Genomic DNA, 26,427 nt, shown 5'->3' on the forward strand with positions numbered 1-26,427 from the left:
ACGGGCGGACGGGACGGACGACGGCGTCAGCGGACGAGCAGGCGGGCGGCGTGGTCGATCACGGCGTCCGCGACCGTCCGCTTGGACCCGCGTACCGGACCCGATTCGGTGCCGTCCGCGTCCAGGATGGTGACCTCGTTGGCGTCCTGGCCGAAGACGAGGCCGGAGCCGACGACATTGAGGACGAGGAAGTCGCAGCCCTTCCGGGCGAGCTTCGCCCGGGCGTGGGTGATCGGGTCCGCTGCTGCGTCCCCGGTCTCCGCCGCGAATCCGGCGATGACGAGGGGCTCCGCCAGCGACGAGCGGGCGATCACCGCCTCACGGAGGACATCGGGGTTCCGGACGAGCGTGATGACGGGATCGGCGCCGTCGTCGGTCTTCTTGATCTTCGTGGCCATGACCTCTGCCGGTCGGAAATCGGCCACCGCGGCGGCCATCACCAGGACGTCGGTGGTCGGCAGGAGGCCGAGGACGGCGTCGCGGAGCTCCAGCGCGGACTCGACCCGGACGACGTCGCAGCCCGACGGCGGAGCCACCTCGGCATGGGCGAGGACCATGGTCACGTGGGCCCCCTGCGCCAGCGCCGCCTCGGCGAGGGCCATCCCCTGCTTGCCCGAGGACCTGTTGCCGAGGAACCGCACGGGGTCCAGCGCCTCGCGCGTGCCGCCGGCCGTGATGGTCACCCGTTTGCCCGCGAGGGCTCCGGATCCCGCGGCACCCGTGGCCGCGATGGCCGCCGCGAAGATGTCGGCGGGCTCGGGGAGCCGGCCCGGTCCCGAGTCGGAGCCGGTCAGCCTCCCGGACGCCGGCTCGATGACCGTCACGCCGCGTGAGCGGAGGGTCTCGACGTTGGCGCGGGTCGCGGCGTGCTGCCACATCTCGGTGTGCATCGCCGGGGCCATCACGACCGGGCCGTGCGCCATCAGGAGGGTCCCGGTCAGGAGATCGTTCGCGAGCCCCGCGGCGGCACGCGCCAGGACGTCCGCGGTGGCGGGCGCGACGACGATCAGGTCCGCCTCGTGGCCCAGGCGCACGTGGTTCACCTTGTCGACGTCGTCCCAGACGCTGTTGCTGACGGGGTGGCCGGACAGCGCCTCCCAGGTGGCCGTCCCCACGAAGCGGGTCGCAGCATCCGTGGGGATGACCGTGACGTCGTGGCCGGACTCCGTGAAAAGACGGAGGAGGGATGCAGCCTTGTAGGCTGCGATCCCTCCTCCGACACCCAGTACTATGCGCACCGCTCGGCGGTTACTCGGACTGTTCCATGGGCGAGGACACGAGCATGCCCTCGTTGATCTCGCGCAGCGCGATGGACAGCGGCTTCTCGTTCAGCTTGGTGTCGACGAGGGGGCCGACGTACTCGAACAGGCCCTCGTGGAGCTGCGAGTAGTACGCGTTGATCTGGCGGGCGCGCTTGGCACCGTAGATCACGAGGGCGTACTTCGAGTCCGAGGCCTCCAGCAGAGAATCGATCGGCGGGTTGATGATGCCTTCGGGCTGAGTTGACACAGAATCTCCAAATATTAGGCGGGACGGCGGGTGCAGGGCGTTGTCAGCGCTGCAGCGGAAGCAGTCCCATCAGTGATACGAGCTCGTCTGCCGCATGCTCCACGGTGTCGTTGACGACGGTGTGGTTGAATTCCGGCTCGGCAGCAAGTTCCAGTTTAGCCGTTTCCAGCCGCTGCTGCTGTTCCTCGGGTGTTTCCGTGCCGCGGCCGACCAGTCGGCGCACCATCTCCTCCCAGCTGGGCGGGGCGAGGAACACGAAAGTGGCGTCCGGCATGCTCTCCTTGACCTGCCGCGCACCCTGCAGGTCGATCTCCAGGAGCACCCGTCGCCCCTCGTCCATGGCGGCCTGCACGGTCCTCCTGAGGGTCCCGTAGCGGTTGCGGCCGTGGACCACGGCCCACTCCAGGAGCTGGCCCTCGTCGACGAGCTGGTCGAACTCCTCGGACGAGAGGAAGAAGTAGTGCACACCGTCCACCTCGCCGGGGCGGGGCGGGCGCGTGGTGGCCGAGACGGACAGCCACACCTCGGGATAGTTGTCACGGATGTACGTGGAGACCGTTCCCTTGCCGACCGCCGTCGGACCGGCGAGGACTGTCAACCGGGGTTGTGACACTGGGGTTCCTTACTTACCGGCCGGGCCGGTGTGATGTTGTTCGAGGTGAGAGACCAGGGCCTTGCGCTGGTGGATGCCGAGGCCGCGGACGCGCCGCGTGCCCGCGATGCCGACCTCCGCCATGATCGCGACCGCCCGGACGTCTCCGACGCCGGGCAGTGCCTTGAGGAGGTCGAGGACCTTCAGGCGGCCCACGGCGTCGTCGCCGTCGCGGTTCTCGATCACGTCCGCAACAGAGAGCTTACCGGTCTTCAGCCGGGACTTGATGTCCGCCCGCACCGCCCGCGCAGCCGTCGCCTTCTCACGCGCCCGGGTTCGTTCGTCATCCGTCAATGGCTTCAGGCTCACTCATGCTCCCTGCGCTGGACGGCACCACGGAGGGCGGCGGCTGCTCGTCGATTGGATCGGTCACGTTCCGGGGTCGGACTGGAACCGAACCTACCGGGCGCACACCCCTGAAATCAATGCTGCCCCTGCTTCACGCGAGCTCGTCGCGTGTCCGTTCGGCGGCTGCCCGCAACCGCGCCCCGTCCGGCCCCGCAGCGAGGATGGCACGGCTCGACGTCGGGAGCACGAGCGGCAGCGCGCCGCCGAACGCGGCGCGGAGCTCGCGCGTCCCCGCCCCCTGCGCGCCCACTCCCGGGGCGAGGATCGGGCCGTTCAACCGCGCCAGGTCGAGGCCGAGCCGCTCGGCGGCGTCACCGATCGTCGCTCCGACGACGAGCCCGACATGGCCCGGTCGGCCCGCGCCGTCCTGGTCCGCGTTCTCGCCGGCTGCGGCGAGCGCTATCGAGCGGGCGACGGAGGCGTCCCCGCCGACGTGCTGCACCGAGCGGCCCTCGGGATTGGAGGTGAGGGCGAGGACGAAGACCCCCCGCCCCGTGGACCGAGCGAGGTCGAGCGCCGGCCGCAGCGATTCGAAGCCGAGGTACGGATTGAGGGTCACGGCGTCCGCCGCCAGCGGGCTGCCCTCCCCCAGCCACGCCTCGGCGTACGCCTGCATGGTGGAGCCGATGTCGCCGCGCTTGGCGTCCGCGATGGTCAGGGCACCGGCGTCGGCCGCACGGGCCAGCAGCGTCTCGAGGACGGCGAGCCCGCGTGAGCCGTGCCGCTCGTACAGGGCGACCTGCGGCTTGAGGGCCACCGACACCGGCCCCACGGCGTCGAGCACCGCGAGGGAGAACCGCTCCAGGCCCTCGGGTGAGTCCGGGAGGCCCCACGCAGCGAGGAGCGCCGGATGGGGATCGATGCCGACGCACAGGCTGCCCTTGCCGCTCCGGGCCGCCGCGAGGCGCTCCCCGAAGGAAGCGCGGGAGGTGCTGGATGCCCGGGGTGCGGCGGCAGGGACCTCAGGACGCATCGCGTGCCTCGGTGGACGCGCGCAGGTTCGCGGCGTGCTCCTGCAGGCTCGTGACCGACCACTCGTAGGACCGCATGGCCTCGATGGCCTGCACGGCGGCGCCGACCTCGGGGATCGTCGTGATGACCGGCAGGCCGTAGGAGGTCGCAGCGGCCCTGATCTCGTAGCCGTCACCGCGGGCCTGTCCACCGGAGGGCGTGTTGATGATCATGTCGATCCCGCCCTCGGTGATGAGGTCCACCACCGTGCCCTGCCCCTCGCCGGCTCCCTCGGCCACCTTGCGGACCGTCGTGGCGTGGATGCCGTTGCGGCGCAGCACGTCGGCGGTGCCGCCCGTGGAGACGATCTCGAAGCCGAGGTCCACGAGCCGCTTGACCGGCATGATGATGGACCGCTTGTCCCGGTTCGCCACCGAGACGAAGACCTTGCCCTCGACCGGCAGGGCTGCATTCGCCGCGGCCTGGCTCTTGGCGAAGGCGGTGTCGAAGTACTTGTCGATCCCCATGACCTCGCCGGTGGAACGCATCTCGGGGCCGAGCAGCGAGTCGACGACGGTGCCCTCCGGCGTCCGGAAGCGGCTGAACGGCAGCACGGCCTCCTTGACCGAGACCGGGGCGTCCAGGGGCAGGGAGCCCCCGTCCCCCTGTGCGGGCAGGAACCCCCGCGTGCGGAGCTCGGCGACGGTGACACCGGTGCCGATCAGGGCGGCGCCCTTGGCCAGCTGCACCCCCGTGGCCTTCGACACGAACGGCACGGTACGGGACGCCCGCGGGTTGGCCTCGAGGACGTAGAGGACGTCGGAGGCGAGGGCGAACTGGATGTTGATCAGTCCGCGGACCCCGACCCCCTGCGCGATCGCCAGCGTGGCCTCACGGACCCGCTGGAGGACGTCGGCGCCGAGGGTGATGGGGGGCAGGACGCACGCGGAGTCGCCGGAGTGGATGCCGGCCTCCTCGATGTGCTCCATGATGCCGCCGAGGTACATCTCGGTGCCGTCGTACAGCGCGTCGACGTCGATCTCGATGGCGTCCTCGAGGAAACGGTCGATCAGCACGGGGTGCGCCTCGGTGATCTCCGTGGCGTTGGCGATGTAGCGGGAGAGGTTGGGCTCGTCGTAGACGATCTCCATGCCGCGCCCGCCGAGGACGTAGGACGGACGCACGAGCACGGGGTAGCCGATGTCGTCGGCGATCCGCTTCGCGTCCTCGAAGGACACCGCGGTACCGTTCTTCGGCGCGATCAGCCCGCCGGCGTCGAGCACCCGGCTGAAGGCCCCGCGGTGTTCGGCGAGGTCGATGGCCTCCGGTGACGTGCCGAGGATCGGGATGCCGGCGTCGGCCAGTTCCTGCGCGAGCTTCAGCGGGGTCTGGCCGCCGAGCTGGACGAAGACGCCGAGCACGCCTCCCGTGCGCTCCTCGGCGGCGATGACCTCGAGGACGTCCTCGAGGGTCAGCGGCTCGAAGTAGAGGCGCGTGGAGATGTCGTAGTCCGTGGACACCGTCTCCGGGTTGCAGTTGACCATGACGGTCTCGTAGCCGGCCTCGCGGAGCGCCATGGTGGCGTGGACGCAGGAGTAGTCGAACTCGATGCCCTGGCCGATCCGGTTGGGACCGGACCCCAGGATGATGATGGACGGCTTCTCGTGCTGGGCCACCTCGTCCTCCTCGTCGTAGGAGGAGTAGTGGTACGGGGTGTAGGCCGCGAACTCGGCGGCGCACGTGTCCACGGTCTTGAACACGGGACGGATCCCCAGCGCGTGGCGCACGCCGCGGACGACGGCGTCGGGGGTGTGCGTGAGGGCGCCGATCTGCTCGTCGGAGAAGCCGTGGCGCTTGGCCAGGCGCAGCACGTCCTCGGAGAGGTTGGGGGCGGTGCGGACCTCCTCGGCGACCTCGTTGAGCAGCACGAGCTGGTCGAGGAACCAGGGGTCGATCCCCGTCGCCTCGTACAGGCGCTCCACGCTCGCACCTCCCAGCAGCGCGCGCTGCACCTGCGAGAGGCGCTCGGTGGTGGGGCGCTTCGCGGCTTCGACGAGGGCGTCGACCTCCTCGGGCGCCACGGCAGCGTAGGACAGCTGGGAGCCCTTCTGCTCGAGCGAGCGGAGCGCCTTCTGCAGGGCCTCGGTGAAGTTGCGGCCCATCGCCATGGCCTCGCCGACCGACTTCATGGTGGTGGTCAGCGTGGGGTCCGCCGCCGGGAACTTCTCGAACGCGAAGCGCGGGACCTTGACCACCACGTAGTCCAGCGTGGGCTCGAAGGACGCCGGGGTCTTCAGCGTGATGTCGTTCGGGATCTCGTCGAGCGTGTAGCCGAGGGAGAGCTTCGTGGCGATCTTGGCGATCGCGAAACCCGTGGCCTTCGATGCGAGGGCCGAGGACCGGGACACGCGGGGGTTCATCTCGATGACGACGACGCGACCGGTGTCCGGCTCGACGGCGAACTGGATGTTGCAGCCACCGGTGTCCACGCCGACCTCACGGATGACGGCGATGGAGATATCGCGCAGGCGCTGGTACTCGCGGTCGGTGAGCGTCAGCGCGGGGGCCACGGTGATGGAGTCACCGGTGTGCACGCCCACGGGGTCGAAGTTCTCGATGGAGCAGACGACCACGACGTTGTCGTTCCTGTCCCGCATCATCTCGAGCTCGTACTCCTTCCATCCGAGGATGCTCTCCTCGAGGAGGACCTCGCTCGTGGGGCTGTACTGCAGGCCCTGGCCGACGATCCGGCGCAGGTCCTGCTCGGTGTAGGCGAGCCCGGACCCGAGGCCGCCCATGGTGAAGGAGGGCCGGACGACCATCGGGTAGCCGAGGTCGTCGGCGGCGACGAGCGCCTCGTCGATCGAGTGGATGATCGCCGACCGCGCCGACTCAGCACCGCAGCGCTCGACGACGCCCTTGAACTTCTCGCGGTCCTCGCCGAGTTCGATGGCGGCGATGTTCGCTCCGATCAGCTCGACGCCGAACTTCTCCAGCACCCCGTTCTTGTCGAGGGCGATCGCCGTGTTGAGGGCCGTCTGCCCGCCGAGGGTGGGCAGGAGGGCGTCCGGGCGCTCCTTCTCGATGATCTTCGCGACCACGTCGGGCGTGATGGGCTCGACGTAGGTGGCGTCGGCGAACTCGGGGTCCGTCATGATCGTCGCGGGGTTCGAGTTGACGAGGATGACGCGCAGGCCCTCCTCGCGCAGGACGCGCAGGGCCTGGGTGCCCGAGTAGTCGAATTCGGCGGCCTGCCCGATGACGATCGGGCCGGAGCCGATGACCAGGACGCTCTTGAGGTCGGTTCTGCGGGGCATCAGTTCTCTTCCTGCGTGGTGCTGGTCTGTTCTGCGTGGCTGTGCCGGGACTGGTTACCCGTCACCTTCGAACCGTGGGTGCCGAGTTCGGCGGCGGCTGCCTCAGCCAGTGCCCCGGCTTCGGAGCCGGCATCGAGTGCCGAGGCCCGGACGGCGTTCCCCGAGCCGGGCGCGGCCTTCTCGGCCTGCATGAGGTCGATGAACCGGTCGAAGAGGTAGGCGGAGTCATGGGGACCCGCTGCCGCCTCCGGGTGGTACTGCACCGAGAAAGCGGGCAGGTCCAGGCACGCGAGGCCCTCGACGACGTCGTCGTTCAGGCTGACGTGGCTGACCTCGACGCGGCCATAGCGTCCGGCGGGAGCCTCGACGGGGCCGTCGAGGGGCGCGTCGACGGCGAACCCGTGGTTCTGCGACGTGATCTCGACCTTTCCGGTGCGGCGGTCGAGGACCGGCTGGTTGATGCCGCGGTGGCCGTAGCGGAGCTTGTAGGTCCCGAAACCGAGGGCGCGCCCGAGGATCTGGTTGCCGAAGCAGATGCCGAAGAACGGCATGCGGGCGTCGAGCACACGGCGGAGCAGCTCCACCTGCGCGTCCGCGGTGGCGGGGTCGCCGGGTCCGTTGGACATGAACACGCCATCGGGCTGCGCAGCGACGACGTCCTCGAAGGTGGCGGCAGCGGGCAGGACGACGGTCCGCACACCGCGCTGGGCGAAGTGCTTCGGTGTCATGGCCTTGATGCCGAGGTCGAGCGCCGCGATGGTCGCGAGGGTCTCCCCGGTCCACCCGTGCTCGGCGGGCTCCACGACGTACGCCTCGTCGATGCTGACCTCCTCGGCGAGCCGGGCGCCCGTCATGGACGGCTGCGCGAGGACCTTCGCGACGAGTTGCGCCTCCGTCAGGCCGGCCTCGGAGCCGGAGAAGATCCCGGCGCGCATGGCGCCGCGCTCGCGCAGGTGGCGTGTGACGGCGCGCGTGTCCACGCCCTCGATCCCGACGACGCCCTGCTCGCGCAGCTGGTCGTCGAGGCTCTGCTCGGAGCGCCAGTTCGACGGGCGGCGGGCGGCGTCACGGATGATGTATCCGGCCACCCAGATGCGCCGGGACTCGGCGTCGTCCGCGTTCACGCCGGTGTTGCCGATGTGCGGTGCGGTCTGGACGACGAGCTGGCGTGCGTAGGACGGATCGGTGATGGTCTCCTGGTAGCCGGTCATGCCGGTGGCGAAGACCGCCTCGCCGAGCGCGGTGCCTCGGGCGCCGTAGGCGCGGCCGCGGAAGGTCCGGCCGTCCTCGAGGACGAGCACCGCGGGTGCTTTCGCCTGGATCGGTGCCGTCGATGGAGCGTGGCTCACAGCTGTTCCCTGCCTTCGGGGGTCGGTGGAGTTCGGTGGGTCGTGCGGCTGGTCCCGTCCGGGGGCCCAGCGGGGATGAGGGCGGCGACGGCCGCGACGAGCTGGGCCTTGTGGGCCGCGTGCCGCGTGCGGAAGCCGGTGTCCACGCGGCGCTGCTCGCCGTCCGGGCCGGTGCCGAGCCGCCAGGTGACGACGACGAGGCCCTCCTTCTCGACGAACTTGCCCGTCATCCCGCCGGCGAGCTGCACGGAGACGAGGTCCTCGCGCGGTACGAAGACGGCGCGGGCCCCGGTACGGGTGAACAGGACGCCGTGGGGGTGGACGGTGGCGACGGCGTTGCCGCGGAGGCCGAGGCCGTGGACGGCGATGCGGTCCAGCCAGTCCCCGGCTGTCGTCGTGGCGACGTACTGGCCGTCGGCCTCGTACAGGACGCGTCCGGGGTCGGTGGGCATCTCGGGTGGTGGGGGGACGTCCGACTGGCGTCGGAGCCGGTTCCGCCAGCCGAGGGCCATGAGTGCCACGATGACGACGATGATCGCGACGGTCATCAGGATCCAGCCTAGATATTCCATGCCGGAGCCTCTCCGCCCTGCAGACCGCCCTGCAGACCGCCCTGCAGACCGCCCTGCGCCCCGGTCTGCTCCCCGTGCGGGGCCGAATGCGGGGTCGGTCGTGGGGTCGCGAGGCTGCCGTCGAGGACGGTGGGGTGACCGCCGAAGAACGTCGCCCGGACGCGGCCGGGCAGTTCGAGGCCGCGGAAGGGGCTGTTGCGCCCCTTGGTCGCCATCGTCGAGGGATCCACGGTCCAGCGGGCCGCGGGGTCGACGAGGATCAGGTTCGCGGGCTCCCCGACGGCGAGCGGACGGCCCTGGTGCGCCAGGCGGCCGATCCGTGCCGGCGTCGCCGAGGTGACCCGCGCGAAGCCCTCCCAGTCGAGCAGACCGGTCTCCACCATTGCGTGCTGCACCACGGACAGGGCGGTCTCGAGGCCCGTCATGCCCATTGCCGCCTGCGCCCACTCGCACTCCTTGTGCTCGCTCGGGTGCGGGGCGTGGTCGGTGCCGACGACGTCGATGGTGCCGTCCGCGAGGGCCGCCCGGAGCGCGTGGACGTCGTCGGACGTGCGCAGCGGTGGGTTGACCTTGTACACGGGGTCGTAGCTGCGGACCAGTTCGTCGGTCAGCAGCAGGTGGTGCGGCGTGACCTCGGCCGTCACGTCGATGCCGCGGGCCTTGGCCCAGCGGATGATCTCCACCGACCCGGCGGTGGAGACGTGGCAGACGTGCAGGCGCGAGCCCACGTGCTGGGCGAGCAGGACGTCGCGGGCGATGATGCTCTCCTCCGCGACCGCCGGCCACCCCGTCAGGCCGAGGACGGCGGAGACGTCGCCCTCGTTCATCTGGGCGCCCTCCGTCAGGCGGGGCTCCTGCGCGTGCTGCGCGATCACGCCGTCGAACGCCTTCACGTACTCGAGGGCCCGGCGCATCAGGACGGGATCGTGCACGCAGATGCCGTCGTCGGAGAAGACCCGGACGCCGGCCCGCGACTCCGCCATGGCACCGAGTTCGGCCAGGCGCTCGCCGCCGAGCCCGACGGTGACGGCGCCGACGGGCCGGACCTCGACCCACCCGGAGGCGAGCCCGAGGCGGTAGACCTGCTCGACGACGCCCGCCGTGTCCGCGACGGGCGAGCTGTTGGCCATGGCGTGGATCGCGGTGAACCCGCCGAGGGCCGCGGCCCGCGAGCCGGTCTCGACGGTCTCGGCGTCCTCGCGGCCGGGCTCGCGGAGGTGCGTGTGGAGGTCCACCATGCCGGGCAGCGCGACGAGCCCGTCGGCCTCGATCGTGACGGCGTCCGTGCCGGCGTCACGGCCGGCCTCCGGGCCGAGGGCGGCGATCACGCCGCCGCGGACGAGGAGGTCGGTGGGCGCGCCGCCGAGGAGCGAGGCGCCGCGGATGAGGTATCCGGCGTCGTCTGGACGGGGTGTGGTGTCGTGGCTCACGGAGTACGGCCTTCCGGGGTCGTGGCGGGCGGGTCGTCCTGGTCGGCGCGGCCGTCCGCTGCGTCGTCGTCCTGCGGGTCACCGGACAGCAGCAGGTAGAGGGCGGCCATGCGGACGGAGACACCGTTGCGCACCTGCGCCAGCACGGTGGACCGCGGGGAGTCGGCGGCGGCGGAGGAGATCTCGAGCCCGCGGTTCATCGGCCCCGGGTGCATGATCACGGTGTCGTCGAGTCCCATGGTGTCGAGCAGCGCCAGGCGGCCGTCGTCGAAGCCCCAGCGCCGCGAGTACTCCCGCGTGGACGGGAAGAACGCGGCGTTCATGCGCTCGGCCTGCAACCGCAGCATCATGACGGCGTCCGGGCGCTCGGCGAGGGCGTCGTCGAGGTTGTAGAAGACCCTGCAGGGCCAGCTGCCGACGCCGACCGGCAGGAGCGTGGGCGGACCCGCGAGGAGTACCTCGGCACCGAGGGTGGTGAGGAGCCAGACGTTGGACCGGGCGACGCGCGAGTGCAGCACGTCGCCGACGATCAGGACCTTCATGCCCGCCAGCGTGGTTCCCGCGGAGGGGGTGCCGGCGATCCGCGCCCAGTGGCGGCGGAGCGTGAAGGCGTCGAGGAGCGCCTGGGTGGGATGCTCGTGCGTGCCGTCACCGGCGTTGACCACGGCAGCATCGATCCAGCCGGACGCGGCCAGCCGTGCGGGTGCGCCGGAGGCCGGGTGGCGGATGACGACGGCGTCGGCACTCATGGCCTCGAGCGTCTGTGCCGTGTCCTTCAGCGACTCACCCTTCGACACGGAGGAGCCCTTGGCCGCGAAGTTGATGACGTCCGCGGACAGGCGCTTCGCGGCGGCCTCGAAGGAGATCCGCGTGCGCGTCGAGTCCTCGAAGAACAGGTTCACGACGGTGCGGCCGCGCAGGGCGGGCAGCTTCTTGATCTCCCGCTCCCCCACGGCCGCCATCTCCTCCGCGGTGTCCAGCAGGCGGAGCGCGCTCCGGGCCGAGAGGTCCTGCGTACTGAGCAGGTGCTTCACGCGCGGTCCTCGATGACGACCTCGTCGACCGGCGAGCCGCCGATCAGGTCGATCTCCGCGAGGTGCACGCGGACGCGCTCCTGGGAAGACGTCGGGAGGTTCTTGCCCACGTGGTCCGCGCGGATGGGCAGTTCGCGGTGCCCGCGGTCCACGAGGACGGCGAGGCGCACCGCGCGCGGGCGGCCGAGGTCGGCGAGCGCGTCGAGGCCGGCCCGGATGGTCCGCCCCGAGTAGAGCACGTCGTCGACGAGCACCACGACCTTGTCGTCGATGCCCGACGGCGGCAGCTGGGTGGCCAGCGGGGAGCGGGTGGGATGGCGGCGGAGATCGTCCCGGTACATGGTGACGTCGAGCTGGCCGGTGATCAGGTCGGGATCGACCGTCGGGTCCACGGCGGCGATCTTCTGCGCGAGTCGCTGGGCGAGGGGGAAACCCCTGCGGGGGATGCCGAGGAGCACGAGGTCACGGGACCCCTTGTTCGCCTCGAGGATCTCGTGGGCGATGCGCGTGAGGGCGCGATCGATGTCTGCTTCTGCGAGAACGACGCGCTTGTGGATGCCGGATTCCGAGGCAGGCACAGTCATAACACGCTTCCTCCTTCCCCGCCTCACGGGACGGAATTTAAAGGCTGGTTGCGGGGTCAAAACTATCACAGCAGCGCCGACCCCTAGGGTTGCAGCATGGCTATGAACAACCCTGGACCCGGTGGCGGCGAGCCGCGCGACGTCGGCCACCAGCAGTACGCGCCCGATCGGCAGGACCAGGGCTGGTGGGGCACCACCACCGTCCGGCAGCACCGATCCGCGCCGCTGCGTCCGGGCGGGCCGGCGTCCCGGCCCGTCTGGGACCAGCCCGCGCCCCGGCGGCGCGGAGTGCTCAACGTCATCCTGGTCGTCGTCGCCGCGCTCGTGGTGGCGGCCGTGCTGCTCCTGCTCTCGCTCTCCCTCGGGCCGTCGGCGTTCATCCTGTGCGGCATCCTCGCGCTCGTCCCCCTCGGGATCTGCCTGCTGGGACTGCGCTGGATCGACCGCTGGGATCCCGAGCCGAGGGGGGCCCTGCTGTTCGCCTTCCTGTGGGGCGCGGGGACCTCGGTGGTGGTGACCCTGCTCCTGGGGACCTATGTGGTGGAACTGCTGGGCAGTGCGCTGACCACCACGTCACCCGACCTCATCGGACCCGTGCTGCAGGCACCGCTCGTCGAGGAGTTCGCCAAGGGCCTCGGCGTGCTGATCCTCGTCTACACGCGCCGCAGCCATTTCGACGGGCCTGTGGACGGAATCGTCTATGCCGGCACGGTGGCGGCCGGCTTCGCCTTCACGGAGAACATCGTCTACTTCGGCTCGGCCGTCGTGGAGTCGGGGAACGCAGCGGCGGTGGTGGGCGTGTTCATCCTCCGCGGCCTGTTCTCGCCCTTCGCGCACGTCATGTTCACTTCGCTCCTCGGCTTCGTGCTCGGATTCGCCCTCAGCCGCGGGGGCGGCAACGCGCGGATCCTCGGGGCGTTCGTGCTGGGGCTGATCCCCGCGATCGCGGGACACATGCTCTGGAACGGCGGTACTCTCGTGCTGTTCCACGATTTCTTCCTCTTCTACCTCGTGGTGCAGGTGCCGCTGTTCGTCGCCGCCGTCATCGCCGTCGTGCTCCTCCGCCGCTCAGAGCGCCGTCTGACGGAGTCACGCCTCGGCGACTACGCCCGCGCGGGCTGGTTCACCCCGGAGGAAGTGCGCATGCTGGCCACGCGGCCCGGGCGCTCGCAGGCCCTGGCGTGGGCGGGCTCGGTCGGTGCCCGGCAGGAGATGCGCGGGTTCATCCGCACGGCATCGCGGATCGCCTACACCCGCCAGCGGATGCTCGGCGGACGGCGCGACGCCGACTACGCGGCCGAGGAGCGCGTCCTCCTCGACGAGGCGACGCAGCGGCGGGCGCGCATCTTCCAGCTCGCGTCGACGCCCCGGTAGGTCCTCCCCGCGCACTCCGTTCGTCTCTGCGGGCGAGTCCGGACCGCAGGTCGTTCGGCGCGAAGCCGATGCGCCGGCCGCCCTACGCTACGCCGCCGCGCGCTCCGCCGGCGAGGGTCAGTCGAGCCAGTCCGGGCGGCCGGCGAGGCCCAACCGGTAGCGCGCCGCATCCACGGAGGGGCTGTGAGGTCCGAGGGCCAGCTGGAAGGTCCGCAGCTGAACGCGGGTGCGCTGCAACCGGAGGCGGTTCGCGAGCGAGCGGTCACCGCGGCCGGGCACCCCGGCGAGGGGTGCCACGGACGGTGAGATGACCAGCGCTCCAGCGCTGGCGATGCCGCTGTAGAAGATCCGTTCCGCGCGGTTCAGCCCGTCCGGGGCTGACAGGAACGTGAGCAATTCGGCGGGGACGGGTTCGAGCTCGGGTTCCAGCGCACGCAGTGCGTCCGCGAGTTCCCGGCGGTTGACCGGGAGATCTTCCGCTCCCAGAGTCCGGGCGCTGCGGGACCAGTCGGCGACATAGGTGTCGGCCCAGTTGCGGCCGAACCGCGGGGCCAGGTCGTGGCCGACGGCTTCGTGGGCCCCGAGGAAGGCATCGGTGAAGGCCAGGTGCACCCATCGCAGGAGGGCGGGGTCGGAGGCGGAGTAGGCGCGGCCGTCGTCGGTGGTGCCCTTGACCCGCCCGTGCATGCGGCGGACCCGAGCCGAGTCCCGCTCGGCGAGTTCCGCGGAGCCGAAGGTGGTGATGGTGAGCCAGCGCGCGGTCCCGGCGAGGCGGGCCCAGGGGTCACTGCGGTAGGAGGAGTGACGTGCAACACCGGCCATGGCGAGGGGGTGCGCACCCTGTCCGAGGAGGGCCGCGACGCCGCCGACCAGAGTGGAGAGGCCACCGTGGACCTGCCAGACGACGCTGTCGGGCTCGAACAAGCCGGGGCCCTCCCCGACCAGGGCGATGTCGCGCACCCAGTCAGGTGCACCGGTGGGGTCTCCGGAGACCCGGGCACGGAAAGCGCTGCGGACGCGGTGGGCCACTTCGGCGGGGCGCGGTATCGAGCTGACAGGCATGATGCTCCAACGACGGTAGGTCGGGTACGACGGACACCCCGGACAGGAATCTACTACGAAGCGTAGAACACCGCTCTGACACGGCGATCGTCGCGAGGACCAGTGACGTCGTGGAGCCGACGACGGGATGCACCTGAGCAGAAGCACAGGGGTCCGGCCACACGAGCGACGATCAGCCGTCCGCGGTGAGCGGGTATCGACATGAACGAGTTGGGCCGTGCACCGGCACCCGGGGCCTGCCCGGCCCCAAGGCTGCGCGGCTCGCGCTACGACGCACGCCCTACCCGAGGAGCCTTCACTGCAGCACTGCGCGCCGACGTTGTCGCCGTCCTTTGCCTGCAGCCTCCGCCCACGGCCGCTCTGATGTGGCTGGGGATCTGCGTCAGCGTCGACCTGATCACCCCGGCCCTTCCGGTCCTGCTCGCCCGGACCATCGCCAGTGCTCTGGGCATCATCGCGTAGGCATCATCCCCTGCAGGTCGGTGAAGGGCTCGCCCACTCGGACGATGAAGCGGACAGTGGCCCCGGCTTCGATGTCGTGATGGCATGGACTGAGCGGGCGGCGACGAGCCGAGGATCCACCCTCGGGTGCGACGACGCGCGACCAAAGTGCGTCGTCTCCAGCGCTACGGTTCACCCAGCTCCTGCATCGCGATGATACTCATGACATTGCCGGAGGGGTCCGTGAACCAGGCGATGAGGGGACCACCGTGTCGATTCACCCCCTTGTCGTCGGTCATACCGTCGTAGCGTGCAAACACAACGCCCTTGGCCGCGAGCTCGTCGACAGTGGCGTCGACGTCCGGAACCGGGAAGTTCAGGACGGTGAACGACGCAGCCTGATGAGCTGACCCTTTCGGGTACACGAGCACATGATGATCACTCCCCAGATCGATCGAGAGCATTCCGTGTTCCTCGGTGATCGACAGTCCGAGTGATTCCTCGTAGAACACCCTCGCCTCGTGAAGGTCCCGCACCGAGAAGCCACTGAATGCTTTCGTCTGATCGATCATGCGGCTCAGTGTGACACTCCGGATGGGTGGCCACCAGAGTCGGACGTCCGTGGACAGCTCTCGGCAGACTCGGCAGACGGCCACGGGAACCGACGGGGGCCCGGACCACGGGACGCCCGTCCCACCGTGCGCGGCTGGAGCTGCCTGCACGGGCCGAGATTCCACCGGCTTCCGCACGGTCGCGCAGGTGGATCGAGGTCACTGCTTGATCAGCCTTCATCGGCTCGCGCGGTTGCTGATCGTGTTGTGCGGGCGGCCAGGCGTAGGGCGGCCGTGTTCGCGGTCACGATGAGAACTATCCCGACCGATTCCACCGTTCCCAGGTGCTCGTCGAGGAGTACCGCTCCGATGAGTGCGGCCAGCACCGGGTTGATGCTCATCAGGATGCCGAACACATTCGCAGGGATCCTCCGGAGGGCAATCAGGTCCGCCATGAATGGAACCGCCGAGGCGAGGACGCCGGCACCGATAGCGCAGAGCAGGGTGAATGCGTCCGGACGGCTGGTGACGAGGACCCAGCCGCCGATGGGCAGGAAGAGAACGGCGGAGACTCCCGTCGCTGTGGCGGTACCCTGTGCTCCAGGGATGCGGGAGCCGATGGTCCTGTTGAGCAGGATGTAGGCGGCCCAGCTACACGCAGCAATGAGGGCGAGCCCGATGCCCGCATAGTCCGTGGTGGATTGAGGCCGGCTGATCGCGGTGACGCCGGCTCCTGCGATGACAGCGCAGATCACACTGCTCCTGGTCCGGGCGCTGAGCAGGGCGACCGCGAGGGGCCCGCAGAACTCGAGGGTCACAGCCAGGCCGAGGCCGATGCGATCGATGGCCAGGTACAAGGTGAGGTTCATCGTCCCGAACACCAGCGCCAGGAGCAGGACCGGCCACCACTGAGCCCGGGTGAGGTCGAGCACCCGGGGTCTGACGAGCGGCAGCAGGATCGCGGCGGCGACGATCTGGCGGACAGCAACGACACCGAGCGGCCCGATGACCGGGAAAGCCAGAGACCCACTGGCCGCCCCGAACTGATTCGAGAGCGCACCGCCCAGAGCAGTTGCCAGACCGGTTGTGCGGTCACCCGCCGCGTGCTTCAGCTTTGTCATGCTGGAAGTGTGCAGAACCGCCACGGCCTGCTCACAATGCATGAATCCCATGATTGATGCGTTTGAGGCATGAGTAGGATTCAGGGATGGATATCGAACTGCGTCACCTTCGATCCTTCGTCAGCGTCATCGATACGGGCACTTTCACCGACGCCGGAATCGAGCTCGGTATCTCGCAGACCGCTGTCTCCCGCAATGTCGCCGCGCTCGAGTCCATCCTCCTGGTCCGGCTCCTGCACCGCACGACCCGGACCGTGGACCTCACTCCGGACGGTGAAAGGGTGCTTCGGCATGCCCGCCGAGCCTTGGCTGTCGTCGGAGACCTGCGCCAGGACGCCGTCGCCGGCTTGAGCACCCTCCGGGTCGGCTACGCATGGTCAGCCCTGGGCAAGCACACCCCCGAGTTCCAACGCCGATGGGCCGAAGCCCTCCCCCACCACGAGCTGCGACTGACCCGGATCAACACACCCACAGCAGGACTGGCCGAGGGGACGAGTGACGTGGTGATCCTGCGTCGGCTACCGGATGTGGCAAACCTCGACCTGGTCCTGATCGGTACCGAGAAACGCTATTGCGCAATGGCCGTCGGGGACCCCCTGGCGGCCAAACGTACAGTGACACTCGCTCACGTAGCTGCAGCTCCGCTGGCGATCGATCACCGGACCGGAAGCACCCAGCTCGACCTCTGGCCCGACGCCGGCCAACCACGCCAGACCATCCCCACCACCGACGTCGATGACTGGCTCACCGTCATCAGCAGTGGAAAAGCCCGTGGAGTGACCGCGCAATCGACAGCACACCAGTACCGCCGCCAGGGGCTCACCTACCGACCTATCCGCGATGCAGCACCCGTACCTGTCTACGCCGCCTGGACCCGGACCGACCCGCCAGCCATCCTGCAGGACATCATCGTGCTCCTCGCGGGCCTCTACCGCTGAGCCCGAAGGAGGTGCTGGTTGCATGGGACTCCTGCTACGACGGCGAGGGTGCGGGCTCCTCAGGTGGTCGTTCGCAGCTGCGCCGGGCGCGGGGGCACGTCCATGCCCTGAGCGGTCCGAGGTTCGCGCTCGTCCTCAACGCGCGCGGTGAACGTAGAGATCGCGGAGGAGCGCGATCTCGGCACCGTGGTGCAGGATCTCCTGGTTCATCCACCAGACGATCGAGGGAAACGTCTCCTCGGCATCACTGCCGTACGGGTAGCTGCTGAGGCCGGTCCGGTCGTCGTCGGACTCGGCGATCTGGAGTAGCGACCGGCGCCAGTCGGCCGCCGTTCGCCGGATCCGTGCAATGGCGCCGGCTGCATCGGCGGGGGATACGTCGGCAGCTCGAGTGAAGGTGCGATCACCGCCCAGATGACTGGCGCGGCCCATGAGCGTCTCGGACAGGTGATCGAGCCGCCAGGCGATCGTTGTGAGAGGCGGGGGCCACGGACTGTCGGGGGCTCCGTCCCGCCCCCACTCCCCTGCGCCGATCAGCTGTGCAGCGCCGCGTCCGGGACCGTCGGCACGCCGTCGCACCGACCAGCACCCGCCGACCGGTTCCCACAGGTATTCGGCGTCCGTCAGTACCGGGACGTCGACGTCCCGGTCGTCACCCGCCCGTGGCGGTCGCCCCCTGCGGTGGGGGCGGCGCGGGTGAAAACTCCTGGAAGGGAACGTCGACGGATGGACACGGGAGCTCGACGGTCCCGACGATCGAGGTCGGAGGGTCTACGACAGGTGATCCAGTTCCGTGGCCCTCCCACCGGCCGGAAGGTCCCATCGATCACGGAACGTGGCACTGTATCGCGGAGACCCACCACCCTTCGAGGGCCGGTCGGCGTCTATTCGTGGACGGGTTCACCGGTGACGCGGTGGTCGGCGTGGTTCATCCCCTCGAGGATGAGGCGGGTGAGGTGTCCGTCGATGATGCTGTAGATGACGTTGCGAGCTTGCTTGCGGGTGGAGACGAGCCCGGAGAGGCGGAGTTTGGCCAGGTGCTGACTGACCGCGGTGCGGTTCGCTCCGGTTCCGGCGACGAGGGTCCCGACGTCGGCCGAGCCCTGTGTCAGGATCCAGAGGATGTGCAGCCTGGTGGGGTCCGCTAGCATCTGAAAGGTCGCCGCACCTGCGGCTAGGCGATTCGCGTCGGGGTGGACCGAGTGCACCAGACTCGGAGTCATGGGGCGCACCCCCGTGACGTCCTCAGGCCTGACGTCCTCACCCGTGGACGTCCGGGAAGTGGTCGTGGATGCCCTCGACCGGTCGGCCTGTACGTCGCCCATGATGTTCCTGGCCCCCTGATCGCCCTGTTGATACCGGTGGATCGTCCCGAACGCCGTTGTCCGTCCCGCAGGTACGTCATCCACGTTACCGCCCTCCCCTACCCCTTACTGCCCGCGTTCGGTACCGTGCTGCGCCTTTTCAGCTGATTCGCCGGACGCCGCGTCGACAGATCCTTCTCCCTCAGCCTCCGCCGCCAACTGCGTCGAACCGTTCCGTGCAGGCGGCCCTACCTCCTCCTTTGATCCGGAAGGGCCGGTGGCGGGCCAGAGGACGATCGCGGCGATCGTCCCGATGAGAGCACATGCCGCCAGGACCAAGGCCACGGTCTCCTGCCCTGCGGCGGCGCCGACCCACCCGGCGAGGGGGTAGGCGAGGAGGAAGCAGGCGTGGGACAGCGAGAACTGGGCGGTGAAGAGGTAACTGCGGGTGTCGTCGGTCGCGACCCGGCGCAGCAGACGGGAGGACGGTGTGCTGATCATCGACGTGCCGATGCCGAGCAGCACCCACAGGCCAAGGAAGATCGCCCACGAGTTGTCGGTGAGGTGGATGCTGCTCTGTTCCGTGGACGCGAGGAAGGCCACGGCGATCAGGCCCGCAATCAGGATCCACCCACCTGTCAGCATGAAGGTGCGGTCCGGGGTCCGTTCCAGGACCCGAGGTGCGAGGAAGGCCACCAGCATCGAGCCGACCCCGTAAAAGGCCAAAGCGATTGCTACGTCGGTGTTGGAACCACCGAACAGGTCCCTCGCGTAGACGACGGTGTTGACCAGCACCAGAGCCGTTGCGGTGGCGACCACCAGGTTCAGTGCCATCAGGCCGCACAGGGAGGGTTCCCTGAGGAAGATCCGGGTTCCGAGCGTGGTGCGATGCAGCAACGAGCCCTGAGAGTGCGACGCCGGGATGGTTGGCAGCCGGGTCGCCAGGACCATCGCCGCGGAGACGAGGAATCCGATCATCGTCCCCACGAACAAGTTGTGGAAACTCATCACCGCCAGGAGAGCAGCCGCCAGCAGCGGGCTCACCAGGGACTCCAGGTCATAGGCAAGCCGGGACAGGGACAGTGCCTTGGTGTACTCCTTCTCCCCGGGCAGGACGACGGGAATCAGGGCCTGGAACGCGGGCGTGAACGTCGCCGAGGCGGACTGCAGGATGAAGACGAGCACGTAGATCTGCCAGACCTGATCGATGAAGGGCAGGCCCAACGCGATCGCCGCCCGCACCAGATCCGCGCCGACCAGGACACCCTTTCGCGGCAAGCGCTCGACCAGTGCCGCCATCACGGGGGCGACGAAGACATAGGCGATCATCTTGATCGTCAACGCCGTTCCCAGGACCGCACCGGCCTGTCCACCGGCCAGATCGATTGCGAGCAGGCCCAGGGCGACCGTCAACAAGCCAGTACCCAGTAGGGCGACCACCTGCGCGGTGAAGAGGTTGCGGTACGCCGTGCGGCGCAGAACAGAAAGCACGAGGGGGACCCATCTCCAGCAGGAACACGACCGCCAATGATACGTGCATTATTACGCACTGATGTATACGTGCCTGACTTGCGGGTCGGACGGTCCAGCCGAGGAACTAAAGGATGTCGCCTATCGCGCGCACACGAGTCGAGACAGGGTGCCCTACCGGCGGGTGGTGCACATGTCCTGCAGCGCTGCATGAGATTCGGCCTCTATACCCCTCGTACCCCCTGCTGCCATCCGCCTGCTACCCCGGTCGCACGGTGTCCGAGCCCCAGGTGCAACGATTCCGACACTGTGACCGGGCGATAAAGCAACGCGATTCCAGCGATGTCGCGCTGCCCTGTTGAGTGTGTTCTATCGCACCGCTCTGCGACCAGTGTCAGAGCGCATCTCGATCCACGCGGGCCGCCCGAACCTCTCGCGCACGGCTCTTTTGGTCCATACAGCTGACCCAAACCGGGATTGGGAAGAAGCACGCCTGATCAACGCGGCCCTCGATCTTCACGCCGATGATCCGGCGTTCGGGTACCGCTTCATCGCCGACGGGCTCAACGCCGGTGTTACCCGTGTGGCCGGCGAGCGTCGCATCTGGCGACTGTGCTCAGCCAGCGGCATCCTCTCGGTCATCCACCGCAAACGGGTCGGCGACCGGCAGGCGGGCCCACCGGTCCACGATGACCTGCTCGAGCGGAACTTCACCGCCACTACGAGGGACACGCGGTGGGTCACGGACATCACCGAGCAGCCTACCGCTGAGGGCAAGCTCTACCTCTGCGCGATCAAGGACCTGCACTCGAACCGCATCGTGGGCCACTCCATCGACGGGCGCACGAAAGCCTCCTGCGCGGTGGCAGCACTGGCCCACGCCGTGGCGCTCAGAAGCCCCTCGGGAACGGTCGTGCATGCGGACCGAGGTAGCCAATTCAGAAGCCGGACATTCGTCTCCGCGCTGCACGCGAACGGGCTGCACGGCTCGATGGGTAGGGTCGGTGCATGCGGTGACAACGCTGCCATGGAATTATTCTTCGCCCTGCTGCAAAAGAACGTCCTGAACCGCAAACGGTGGGAAACCCGGCAGGAACTCCGCCTGGCCATCATCACCTGGATCGAGCGAACCTACCACCGTCGGACACGGCAGAAAGCACTCGGCGAACTCGCCCCGATTGAATTCGAGACAATCAACAACATGGCGCTAGCCGCCTGAAATCTATCAACCCACGAGTCAACCAAACCGTGGGCAGTCCCCCGCGCACGGCACCCGAGTAGGACCAAGCGCAGTCAACGCGGAACGGCCCACATCACCTCCGACAGTGATGACGGTGCCGCTGGTCAGAAAAGAGCTAGCTGAGCACCAAATCTCACTGAAGAAGTGCTGTCAGTTGAGGCGTTCAGTCAGGTGCACAGTAACGGTGTCGCCGAGCTCTTTGCCGAGCTTCCTCCGTAGCTTGACGCTGATCGAGAGCATGTGCCCCCCCGATACCAGTGGGCAGGAGACCTGCTGTAAGCGGTTCACCATCGACGGTAGCGACGACCTTGATTGTCTTACCTGTTCCGAAGAGTTCAACCGAGTCTGGCACCTCCACGCATGACCAGAGGTCACCTTTCACCGTGACTCCGATCAGCGCGGAGAAGGCGAGATCGAGTGGACCGACTCTCGTACTCACAGTAGTTTCCTCATCGTCTCTGGTGGCGCGGTCCTTCAGAGGATATCGGGACGACGCCCGCAAGCGGATCCTTGTGCGGACAGCCAGTCGGCACCTACGAGATTCCGTCTCAGCGCTTTCAGAACGGAGCGAATCCGAGGAAAAGAGAGTAAGACCGTGCGCACAGTAGCCAGGCGAACCTCAAGGCAGCGAACAGAAGGCTTCCCTGGGAGGACCGTGTTTTGAGCGCAACCTCAGGCTCGAGGCAAAGGTAGATCAGCACGAGGAAGGGCGCGAAGAGTAGAACTGCGACAGCAAGCCGAAATGCCTGGGTGTCGCCGGCAACTTTAAGCGCAACACCCTGCTGGATCGTGATCCAGAACCAGGCCCCCAGGAAACCGGCGAACAGAACAGCCGCAGCAACCGACACGGCTTTCGTAGCATCGCCCTCTCTCATGATGCTCCACTCACTTCCTCGCTCATGCGAATTCCCCGGAACCTACTGCCACATGACCTGGGGACCATACTTTCCGCCTGCCCGGTCGATGATCCCCCGCCGTCCGCAGCACGATCCTCCAGCGGGATCCATTTACTGGTCGCGTCGATTCACTCGTTCAGCCGAGCATGCTGCGCATCCCGTAGATGTGTGGTGCAGCTCTAGTCGTGTTCAGGGTGCAGCGTCGCATCTGCATCGGTTTCAATCCATCGGGTGAAGGTGGTCGTGAGGCCGGCCCGGGTAGGCGAGGCGCAGAATGGGCCGATCTCGACGCTCGCGGTCTCCTTCAGAGGTGCAACGCGGATAAGCCGAAAAGGCTCATCCCCAGCGCGGGCCCGAATGGTGACGGCGTTACCGGCCCTGCTGAGGCGTACTGTGATCTCCTGATCGATCCACTCAGGGACAGGTGCCACCGACCAGTCAGAGACCTCCTGTGTCACGACTGCCCCAACCTGGGGGACTCCGTCTGACACCTCCACACCGGCCTTGATCCACACGGAATCCGAAACGTGCAGGTAGATCCCCGCCTGGTCGAACTGCTCGGTGTAATCCAGGAGAAATGAGACCTCCATTGCACCCTCGGCGGGCAGCGGTGCCAGCAAGGCATGCGCGCTGTCATGGACGAAGCCGTACGAGGTGTGCCTCCAGGCGTCGCTGTTCTCGGCCGCAGTCACCCGCAGAGCTCCCCCCTCAGCGACGGCACGCACAGGCGAATTGCGCCATGTCCCCCGGTCCCAGACATCGCCGGCCTCACTGATTGTTCGTGTCATGCCATATCCCCTATATCTTTCGTTCAAGCTTCGGACCCCATTCAACCAATGACACATCCGACACAACAGCGAGGTTCCGGTAAGCCGGTCCGCTTCCCGGCATTGCGCATCGTCCCGATGGGCTTGTCTGTGACCGTGGGTGGGCTGGTTGTCGAGGCGGCCGACGCCGACGGGGCGGGCGGGAAGGGCGAAGACGACAACAAGCGAGGTGGCGAGAAAGTCTACCGCGCCTAACAGCATGAGTCCGGCCCCGCCGATGTGATTGCCGACTGCTTGTGGTGTGACGGTTGCGAGATACATTCCATTGGCGATGAGCATGGGCAGCGTGGCGCCGGCCAGAAGGATCGTACCTAGCTCCACGAGACCCGCACGGCAGCTACTTTTTCTACCAACCAGGGCGAAAGGGATCGGGACGCTCACGTAGAGCAGGGCAGGACTGACGTGCGACACAGTGAAGAAGAATTGCGGATTGGATGTGACGTCGAAGGTGAGGGCGAGGTTGGTTGCGAAGACTTAGGCGGCGAGGAGGGACAGTGTGGAAGCGGTGAGCCCGGCAGAACCCGGAGCGCGGTAGGCATTACTCAAGCTTGTCTCTTCGTCGTGGTAGACGTTATTGAGCGGGTTGCTGCTTTCGACCGCCGGGGGTTTGTCCGTGGTGCTAGCACTGGTTATCCGTGAGTTCGAGCATCATGTTCGTATCGGCCGTGAACTGCTCGGGTCCTTGCTCGTAGGTGAAGCGGACAGCTCGGGTGGTGCCAACGTCTGCAGCTCCGTTATCGATCACGAGGACGATGTTCACCTGCTGGCCGGCTCTGAGTTTGTCGTCATCAAGCTTCCTCGCGCTGTCCCAGGCCGCCATCGCTTCCGGTTCCGTCGGATCCGTCGAACCCGTGCCGATGACGAACGAGTGAGTCTCATCGACCGGCATGACGTAGGCATCCCGGATTTCGAGGCTCTCCCCCTCGACCAGAACGGCCCCCGTGATGGTGAGTGTCGTATCGCCGTCGTTCGTTACGACGTTCCCGAAGACAGCGCTGCCTTGGTCGGGTTGCACGCTGCAGACTTCAGAGGGATCACCTCCCGCCCTGAGCGGGCCGCCGCTACTCACCTGCAAAGTGCAGGTGGTCAGCAGGACCGTCGACGTGATGAGCAAGGCAACGCGTAGAAGGCGATCCGCTTGCGACATCTGTATCACGTCACTACAGGGGAGACCGGGCTGCTACTGTCGCACGCGACCAGCAGATACGGGTCAAACGTCGCTCACAAGCGCTGGCATCAGTCCGTTGCAGGCGGTGAGGGATGTCCTGCCAGCCAGTGGCGTGCTTCTTCGGCGGTGGTGAAGTAGCTGGTCTTATAGGGTGGGCGGGCCCGCTGCCGGTAGAAACTGGTCAAGGTCCGACCGCTCGGGTCAGCGCTGACGACGGCCAGGGCTGTGATGTTCAAACCATCAGCCAGGATCTTCATGGCACCCTCGGACGCGGACAGCATCTCGTGAAGTTCCAGGAGCAGTGGCGGGCACGTGGTGGGATTCATGAATTCGGCCCGTGCGAGGAGGTTCTCAGCAATCTTCTCGGTGATGTGGAAGGCCTGCGTCCACCTCACCCACAGCACACCGCCCCTCATCTCCGAGACGAAGGCGTGCTGCACACCGTAGCTCTCGCCGAAGATACTGGGATGCTCGTGGGTGTCATCGAGCAGCCATTCGCGGGCAGCGGTGTCATCCGTGAAGTACCCGGTCGGTGTCACCGACCGGTGGGTGAAAGCGGTGAGGATCCGTCCGATGTCGTCGATTCCGACGATGGCGATGCGGGAACACCTGGTGTTCCTGATGAGAAGTTGCTTGGCCTCGGCGGTGATGCCGCCAACGAGGCTGACGTACATCAGCAAAGGACGCGGCCCTTCCGGGGATGCGACGGTGATCTCAGCCGAAACGGAGGCAACGTCCGCGGAGTCGACCGTGATGTCTGCGGACCACCGGAGGCGGAGATGGTCGCCGGCGTCCTCGAGCGCGTACCGGCCGCTCGTTGTCTGTCTCACCACACAGTTCCTGACCTTCACACCACCGAGAAATTTCCCGGAACGAACGGACGGGGGCCCAACCGACCCATCATCACGCCACCAACGACAGGCACCAACGTCAGCGCCACCAGACACCCTCAACGAAAATATCAAAAGCGGCTACATGAGATTCTCCCTTGCAACACACTGCGGAGACTAAGCCGACTCACGATCGACGCGACCGGCACACGACTCACCCCATCGTGGCCCCGGCAGTTGCGGCATCCAAGCAGAAATCCTTTGCTTGGGCGTTGCGGCGATCGCATGCACGAGACCGGCATGACATTCGGCGGGTGTTTCTCATCGCGTTTCCCGTGCTCGTTGCAGTTCTGCTGTCTATCGTGATCCCCGTGATCGTCGGAGCGGCTGGCCGGCGAATTGACCGCAACGGTCACGCAGGGGTTCGCCGGAACCCAGACACGGAGGCACTGTTCACGGTGACGAATCGTCGCTGGCAGTCCGTCCTATTTCGCGCGCTCGGCATCGCCTTCCTAGTAACCGGCGGTTTATCCACGCTCGTCTCGATCGTGGAATCCGAGGAGATGGACGGACCGGGTCCCCTCATCAGTGCGGCCGGCATCGCGGTCGCTGGAGCTCTCCTCGTCGTTCTCGCCATTGGGATTCGTCGATTCCGGGTAGACGCCTTCGACAACCACCTGACGGTCCGCCCCTGGTTCCGAGCGACGCGGATCGTCGCACTGACCGAAATCGGTTCGATCCGCCCGGCACTCCATAGCTTTGGCGGAATCGACGTGAAGGACGTGAACGGCAGGGCGCTCTTCACTGCGACAAAGATCAGCATCAGCTATGACAACATCGTCGCCTACCTGCACCAGCGATTTCCCAAACAGCAAACCCACAACTCCCCGGCGCCCAGCGACGTCAAGCCCTGGCAAGGCGCAACCCTTCGAGCCGAGTGGATCCCTCTTCCCCGCGGACGCAAGGGCACTCTGGAATCGGGCGTTCTCCTAACTGCTGGCGCGGTGGCCGGGCGCATGTACACGAGTGAACTCATCGACCTGCTCAAGCACCGGGTCGGCATCGTGGAGTCCACCCCTTCGGATGCCCTTAGCTTCCTCTGCTGGCCCGACGCAGCGTTACCGTCGTCGGTCGTCTGGGAGGCCACGAAAAACCTCCCAGCCGACTCGCTGGCCCTCCTCGCCGACCCCATGGACAGCGGACCCACCGCCGCGCTCACCGGAACTGAACTCACCTACTTCTCGGAATGGATTAGGACTCTTCCCCGCTAGCCCGGCCCGGAAAGACCCGTCCCATCCGACAAAGGTGACTCAACTATAAGACACGTCAGCCTTCATCGCTGCGACTCGTAGGTCGGCCGCCGAACTCGCCTGATCGTCCTCCCAGCGAACCCTTGTTGAGAGCACTCGGAGGCGGGAGCCGAATGCGCGAGGAGACCGATGCTGGCCCATATGTGCCG

At 67.8% G+C, this 26,427-nt stretch carries 28 protein-coding genes and 1 pseudogene; 6 read left to right on the forward strand and 23 right to left on the reverse strand.

What is annotated here, in order from left to right; all coding sequences use genetic code 11:
• Positions 1-26 precede the first annotated feature (26 nt).
• The 11 genes from coaBC to pyrR all read right to left on the reverse strand — a co-directional run bounded on the left by coaBC (position 27) and on the right by pyrR (position 11,746).
• Positions 27-1,238, reverse strand: coding sequence for a bifunctional phosphopantothenoylcysteine decarboxylase/phosphopantothenate--cysteine ligase CoaBC (gene coaBC / locus ASF21_RS11725; RefSeq protein ID WP_055771290.1), 1,212 nt, complete (start codon positions 1,236-1,238; stop codon positions 27-29).
• A gap of 10 nt (positions 1,239-1,248) precedes the next feature.
• Positions 1,249-1,509 carry a DNA-directed RNA polymerase subunit omega gene (gene rpoZ / locus ASF21_RS11730; RefSeq protein ID WP_055771293.1) on the reverse strand — a complete coding sequence of 87 codons (261 nt, stop codon included), beginning with the start codon at positions 1,507-1,509 and terminating at the stop codon, positions 1,249-1,251.
• Between the two features lie 43 nt (positions 1,510-1,552).
• Positions 1,553-2,122: a guanylate kinase gene (gmk, locus tag ASF21_RS11735; RefSeq protein WP_055771296.1), complete on the reverse strand. Its 570-nt coding sequence runs from the start codon at positions 2,120-2,122 to the stop codon at positions 1,553-1,555.
• A gap of 9 nt (positions 2,123-2,131) precedes the next feature.
• A complete protein-coding gene (gene mihF, locus ASF21_RS11740; protein ID WP_055771299.1) occupies positions 2,132-2,470 on the reverse strand; it encodes an integration host factor, actinobacterial type in 339 nt (112 codons plus the stop codon).
• 130 nt (positions 2,471-2,600) lie between these two features.
• A complete protein-coding gene (pyrF, locus tag ASF21_RS11745) occupies positions 2,601-3,482 on the reverse strand; it encodes an orotidine-5'-phosphate decarboxylase (RefSeq protein ID WP_055771302.1) in 882 nt (293 codons plus the stop codon).
• Positions 3,472-6,777, reverse strand: coding sequence for a carbamoyl-phosphate synthase large subunit (gene carB, locus ASF21_RS11750; protein WP_055771305.1), 3,306 nt, complete (start codon positions 6,775-6,777; stop codon positions 3,472-3,474). The genes pyrF and carB overlap by 11 nt, the downstream gene beginning before the upstream one ends.
• Entirely contained in the window at positions 6,777-8,126 is a 1,350-nt protein-coding gene (carA, locus tag ASF21_RS11755; RefSeq protein WP_082471508.1) for a glutamine-hydrolyzing carbamoyl-phosphate synthase small subunit, read from the reverse strand. Before carA ends, carB begins: the two co-directional genes overlap by 1 nt.
• Positions 8,123-8,674 (reverse strand): hypothetical protein, encoded by a 552-nt coding sequence (locus tag ASF21_RS11760; protein WP_235498943.1) that lies wholly within the window; start codon positions 8,672-8,674, stop codon positions 8,123-8,125. Before ASF21_RS11760 ends, carA begins: the two co-directional genes overlap by 4 nt.
• An 11-nt stretch (positions 8,675-8,685) precedes the next feature.
• Positions 8,686-10,128, reverse strand: a complete 1,443-nt coding sequence (locus ASF21_RS11765; protein ID WP_082471509.1) for a dihydroorotase — start codon at positions 10,126-10,128, stop codon at positions 8,686-8,688.
• Entirely contained in the window at positions 10,125-11,162 is a 1,038-nt protein-coding gene (locus ASF21_RS11770) for an aspartate carbamoyltransferase catalytic subunit (RefSeq protein WP_055771311.1), read from the reverse strand. The genes ASF21_RS11765 and ASF21_RS11770 overlap by 4 nt, the downstream gene beginning before the upstream one ends.
• Positions 11,159-11,746 carry a bifunctional pyr operon transcriptional regulator/uracil phosphoribosyltransferase PyrR gene (gene pyrR / locus ASF21_RS11775; protein ID WP_055771314.1) on the reverse strand — a complete coding sequence of 196 codons (588 nt, stop codon included), beginning with the start codon at positions 11,744-11,746 and terminating at the stop codon, positions 11,159-11,161. The genes ASF21_RS11770 and pyrR overlap by 4 nt, the downstream gene beginning before the upstream one ends.
• 96 nt (positions 11,747-11,842) lie before the next feature.
• Here pyrR and ASF21_RS11780 point away from each other — a divergent pair, with 96 nt between their 5' ends.
• Positions 11,843-13,120 carry a PrsW family intramembrane metalloprotease gene (locus ASF21_RS11780; protein WP_082471510.1) on the forward strand — a complete coding sequence of 426 codons (1,278 nt, stop codon included), beginning with the start codon at positions 11,843-11,845 and terminating at the stop codon, positions 13,118-13,120.
• Positions 13,121-13,237: 117 nt separating this feature from the next.
• On the opposite strand, the gene ASF21_RS11785 is transcribed toward ASF21_RS11780, so the two are convergent.
• Positions 13,238-14,182 (reverse strand): oxygenase MpaB family protein, encoded by a 945-nt coding sequence (locus ASF21_RS11785; RefSeq protein WP_055771321.1) that lies wholly within the window; start codon positions 14,180-14,182, stop codon positions 13,238-13,240.
• A gap of 201 nt (positions 14,183-14,383) precedes the next feature.
• On the opposite strand from ASF21_RS11785, the gene ASF21_RS16920 reads away from it, so the two are divergent.
• Positions 14,384-14,644: a hypothetical protein gene (locus ASF21_RS16920; protein WP_157365887.1), complete on the forward strand. Its 261-nt coding sequence runs from the start codon at positions 14,384-14,386 to the stop codon at positions 14,642-14,644.
• Between the two features lie 164 nt (positions 14,645-14,808).
• Here ASF21_RS16920 and ASF21_RS11790 read toward each other — a convergent pair whose 3' ends face one another.
• Together ASF21_RS11790 and ASF21_RS11795 are read right to left on the reverse strand one after the other, a co-directional pair.
• A complete protein-coding gene (locus ASF21_RS11790) occupies positions 14,809-15,195 on the reverse strand; it encodes a VOC family protein (RefSeq protein ID WP_055771324.1) in 387 nt (128 codons plus the stop codon).
• Between the two features lie 209 nt (positions 15,196-15,404).
• On the reverse strand, positions 15,405-16,295 hold the full coding sequence (locus tag ASF21_RS11795; RefSeq protein WP_082471511.1) for an EamA family transporter: 891 nt from the start codon (positions 16,293-16,295) through the stop codon (positions 15,405-15,407).
• 86 nt (positions 16,296-16,381) lie between these two features.
• Here ASF21_RS11795 and ASF21_RS11800 point away from each other — a divergent pair, with 86 nt between their 5' ends.
• Positions 16,382-17,233, forward strand: a complete 852-nt coding sequence (locus ASF21_RS11800) for a LysR family transcriptional regulator (RefSeq protein WP_055771327.1) — start codon at positions 16,382-16,384, stop codon at positions 17,231-17,233.
• 135 nt (positions 17,234-17,368) lie between these two features.
• On the opposite strand, the gene ASF21_RS11805 is transcribed toward ASF21_RS11800, so the two are convergent.
• Positions 17,369-17,860, reverse strand: a complete 492-nt coding sequence (locus ASF21_RS11805; protein ID WP_055771331.1) for a DinB family protein — start codon at positions 17,858-17,860, stop codon at positions 17,369-17,371.
• 257 nt (positions 17,861-18,117) lie between these two features.
• A complete protein-coding gene (locus ASF21_RS11810) occupies positions 18,118-18,456 on the reverse strand; it encodes an ArsR/SmtB family transcription factor (RefSeq protein WP_055771598.1) in 339 nt (112 codons plus the stop codon).
• Here ASF21_RS11810 and ASF21_RS17440 point away from each other — a divergent pair.
• Positions 18,455-18,577: a JAB domain-containing protein gene (locus ASF21_RS17440; RefSeq protein WP_162237546.1), complete on the forward strand. Its 123-nt coding sequence runs from the start codon at positions 18,455-18,457 to the stop codon at positions 18,575-18,577. The genes ASF21_RS11810 and ASF21_RS17440 overlap by 2 nt on opposite strands.
• Before the next feature lie 86 nt (positions 18,578-18,663).
• Here ASF21_RS17440 and ASF21_RS11815 read toward each other — a convergent pair whose 3' ends face one another.
• Positions 18,664-20,028 carry an MFS transporter gene (locus ASF21_RS11815; RefSeq protein WP_082471512.1) on the reverse strand — a complete coding sequence of 455 codons (1,365 nt, stop codon included), beginning with the start codon at positions 20,026-20,028 and terminating at the stop codon, positions 18,664-18,666.
• A gap of 370 nt (positions 20,029-20,398) precedes the next feature.
• Here ASF21_RS11815 and ASF21_RS11820 point away from each other — a divergent pair, with 370 nt between their 5' ends.
• Positions 20,399-21,226, forward strand: coding sequence for an IS3 family transposase (locus ASF21_RS11820; protein ID WP_162237547.1), 828 nt, complete (start codon positions 20,399-20,401; stop codon positions 21,224-21,226).
• A 171-nt stretch (positions 21,227-21,397) separates the two neighbouring features.
• Here ASF21_RS11820 and ASF21_RS17580 read toward each other — a convergent pair whose 3' ends face one another.
• The 6 genes and pseudogenes from ASF21_RS17580 to ASF21_RS11845 all read right to left on the reverse strand — a co-directional run bounded on the left by ASF21_RS17580 (position 21,398) and on the right by ASF21_RS11845 (position 24,968).
• Entirely contained in the window at positions 21,398-21,538 is a 141-nt protein-coding gene (locus tag ASF21_RS17580) for a DUF1905 domain-containing protein (RefSeq protein ID WP_414826631.1), read from the reverse strand.
• A pseudogene (locus ASF21_RS17585) lies at positions 21,528-21,686 on the reverse strand (DUF1905 domain-containing protein); the annotation flags it as partial. The gene ASF21_RS17580 and the pseudogene ASF21_RS17585, both read right to left, overlap by 11 nt.
• Before the next feature lie 118 nt (positions 21,687-21,804).
• Positions 21,805-22,122: a hypothetical protein gene (locus tag ASF21_RS11830; RefSeq protein WP_055771334.1), complete on the reverse strand. Its 318-nt coding sequence runs from the start codon at positions 22,120-22,122 to the stop codon at positions 21,805-21,807.
• A 200-nt stretch (positions 22,123-22,322) separates the two neighbouring features.
• Positions 22,323-23,351, reverse strand: coding sequence for a DUF1349 domain-containing protein (locus ASF21_RS17495; protein ID WP_321166895.1), 1,029 nt, complete (start codon positions 23,349-23,351; stop codon positions 22,323-22,325).
• A gap of 238 nt (positions 23,352-23,589) precedes the next feature.
• On the reverse strand, positions 23,590-24,039 hold the full coding sequence (locus ASF21_RS11840; protein WP_235498950.1) for a hypothetical protein: 450 nt from the start codon (positions 24,037-24,039) through the stop codon (positions 23,590-23,592).
• 167 nt (positions 24,040-24,206) lie between these two features.
• Positions 24,207-24,968 (reverse strand): hypothetical protein, encoded by a 762-nt coding sequence (locus ASF21_RS11845; RefSeq protein WP_157365889.1) that lies wholly within the window; start codon positions 24,966-24,968, stop codon positions 24,207-24,209.
• A 314-nt stretch (positions 24,969-25,282) separates the two neighbouring features.
• Here ASF21_RS11845 and ASF21_RS11850 point away from each other — a divergent pair, with 314 nt between their 5' ends.
• On the forward strand, positions 25,283-26,239 hold the full coding sequence (locus tag ASF21_RS11850; RefSeq protein ID WP_055771343.1) for a hypothetical protein: 957 nt from the start codon (positions 25,283-25,285) through the stop codon (positions 26,237-26,239).
• Positions 26,240-26,427: the final 188 nt, after the last annotated feature.

Origin of the sequence: Arthrobacter sp. Leaf234, from assembly GCF_001422665.1 — a bacterium.
Classification (GTDB): Bacteria; Actinomycetota; Actinomycetes; order Actinomycetales; family Micrococcaceae; genus Arthrobacter_D.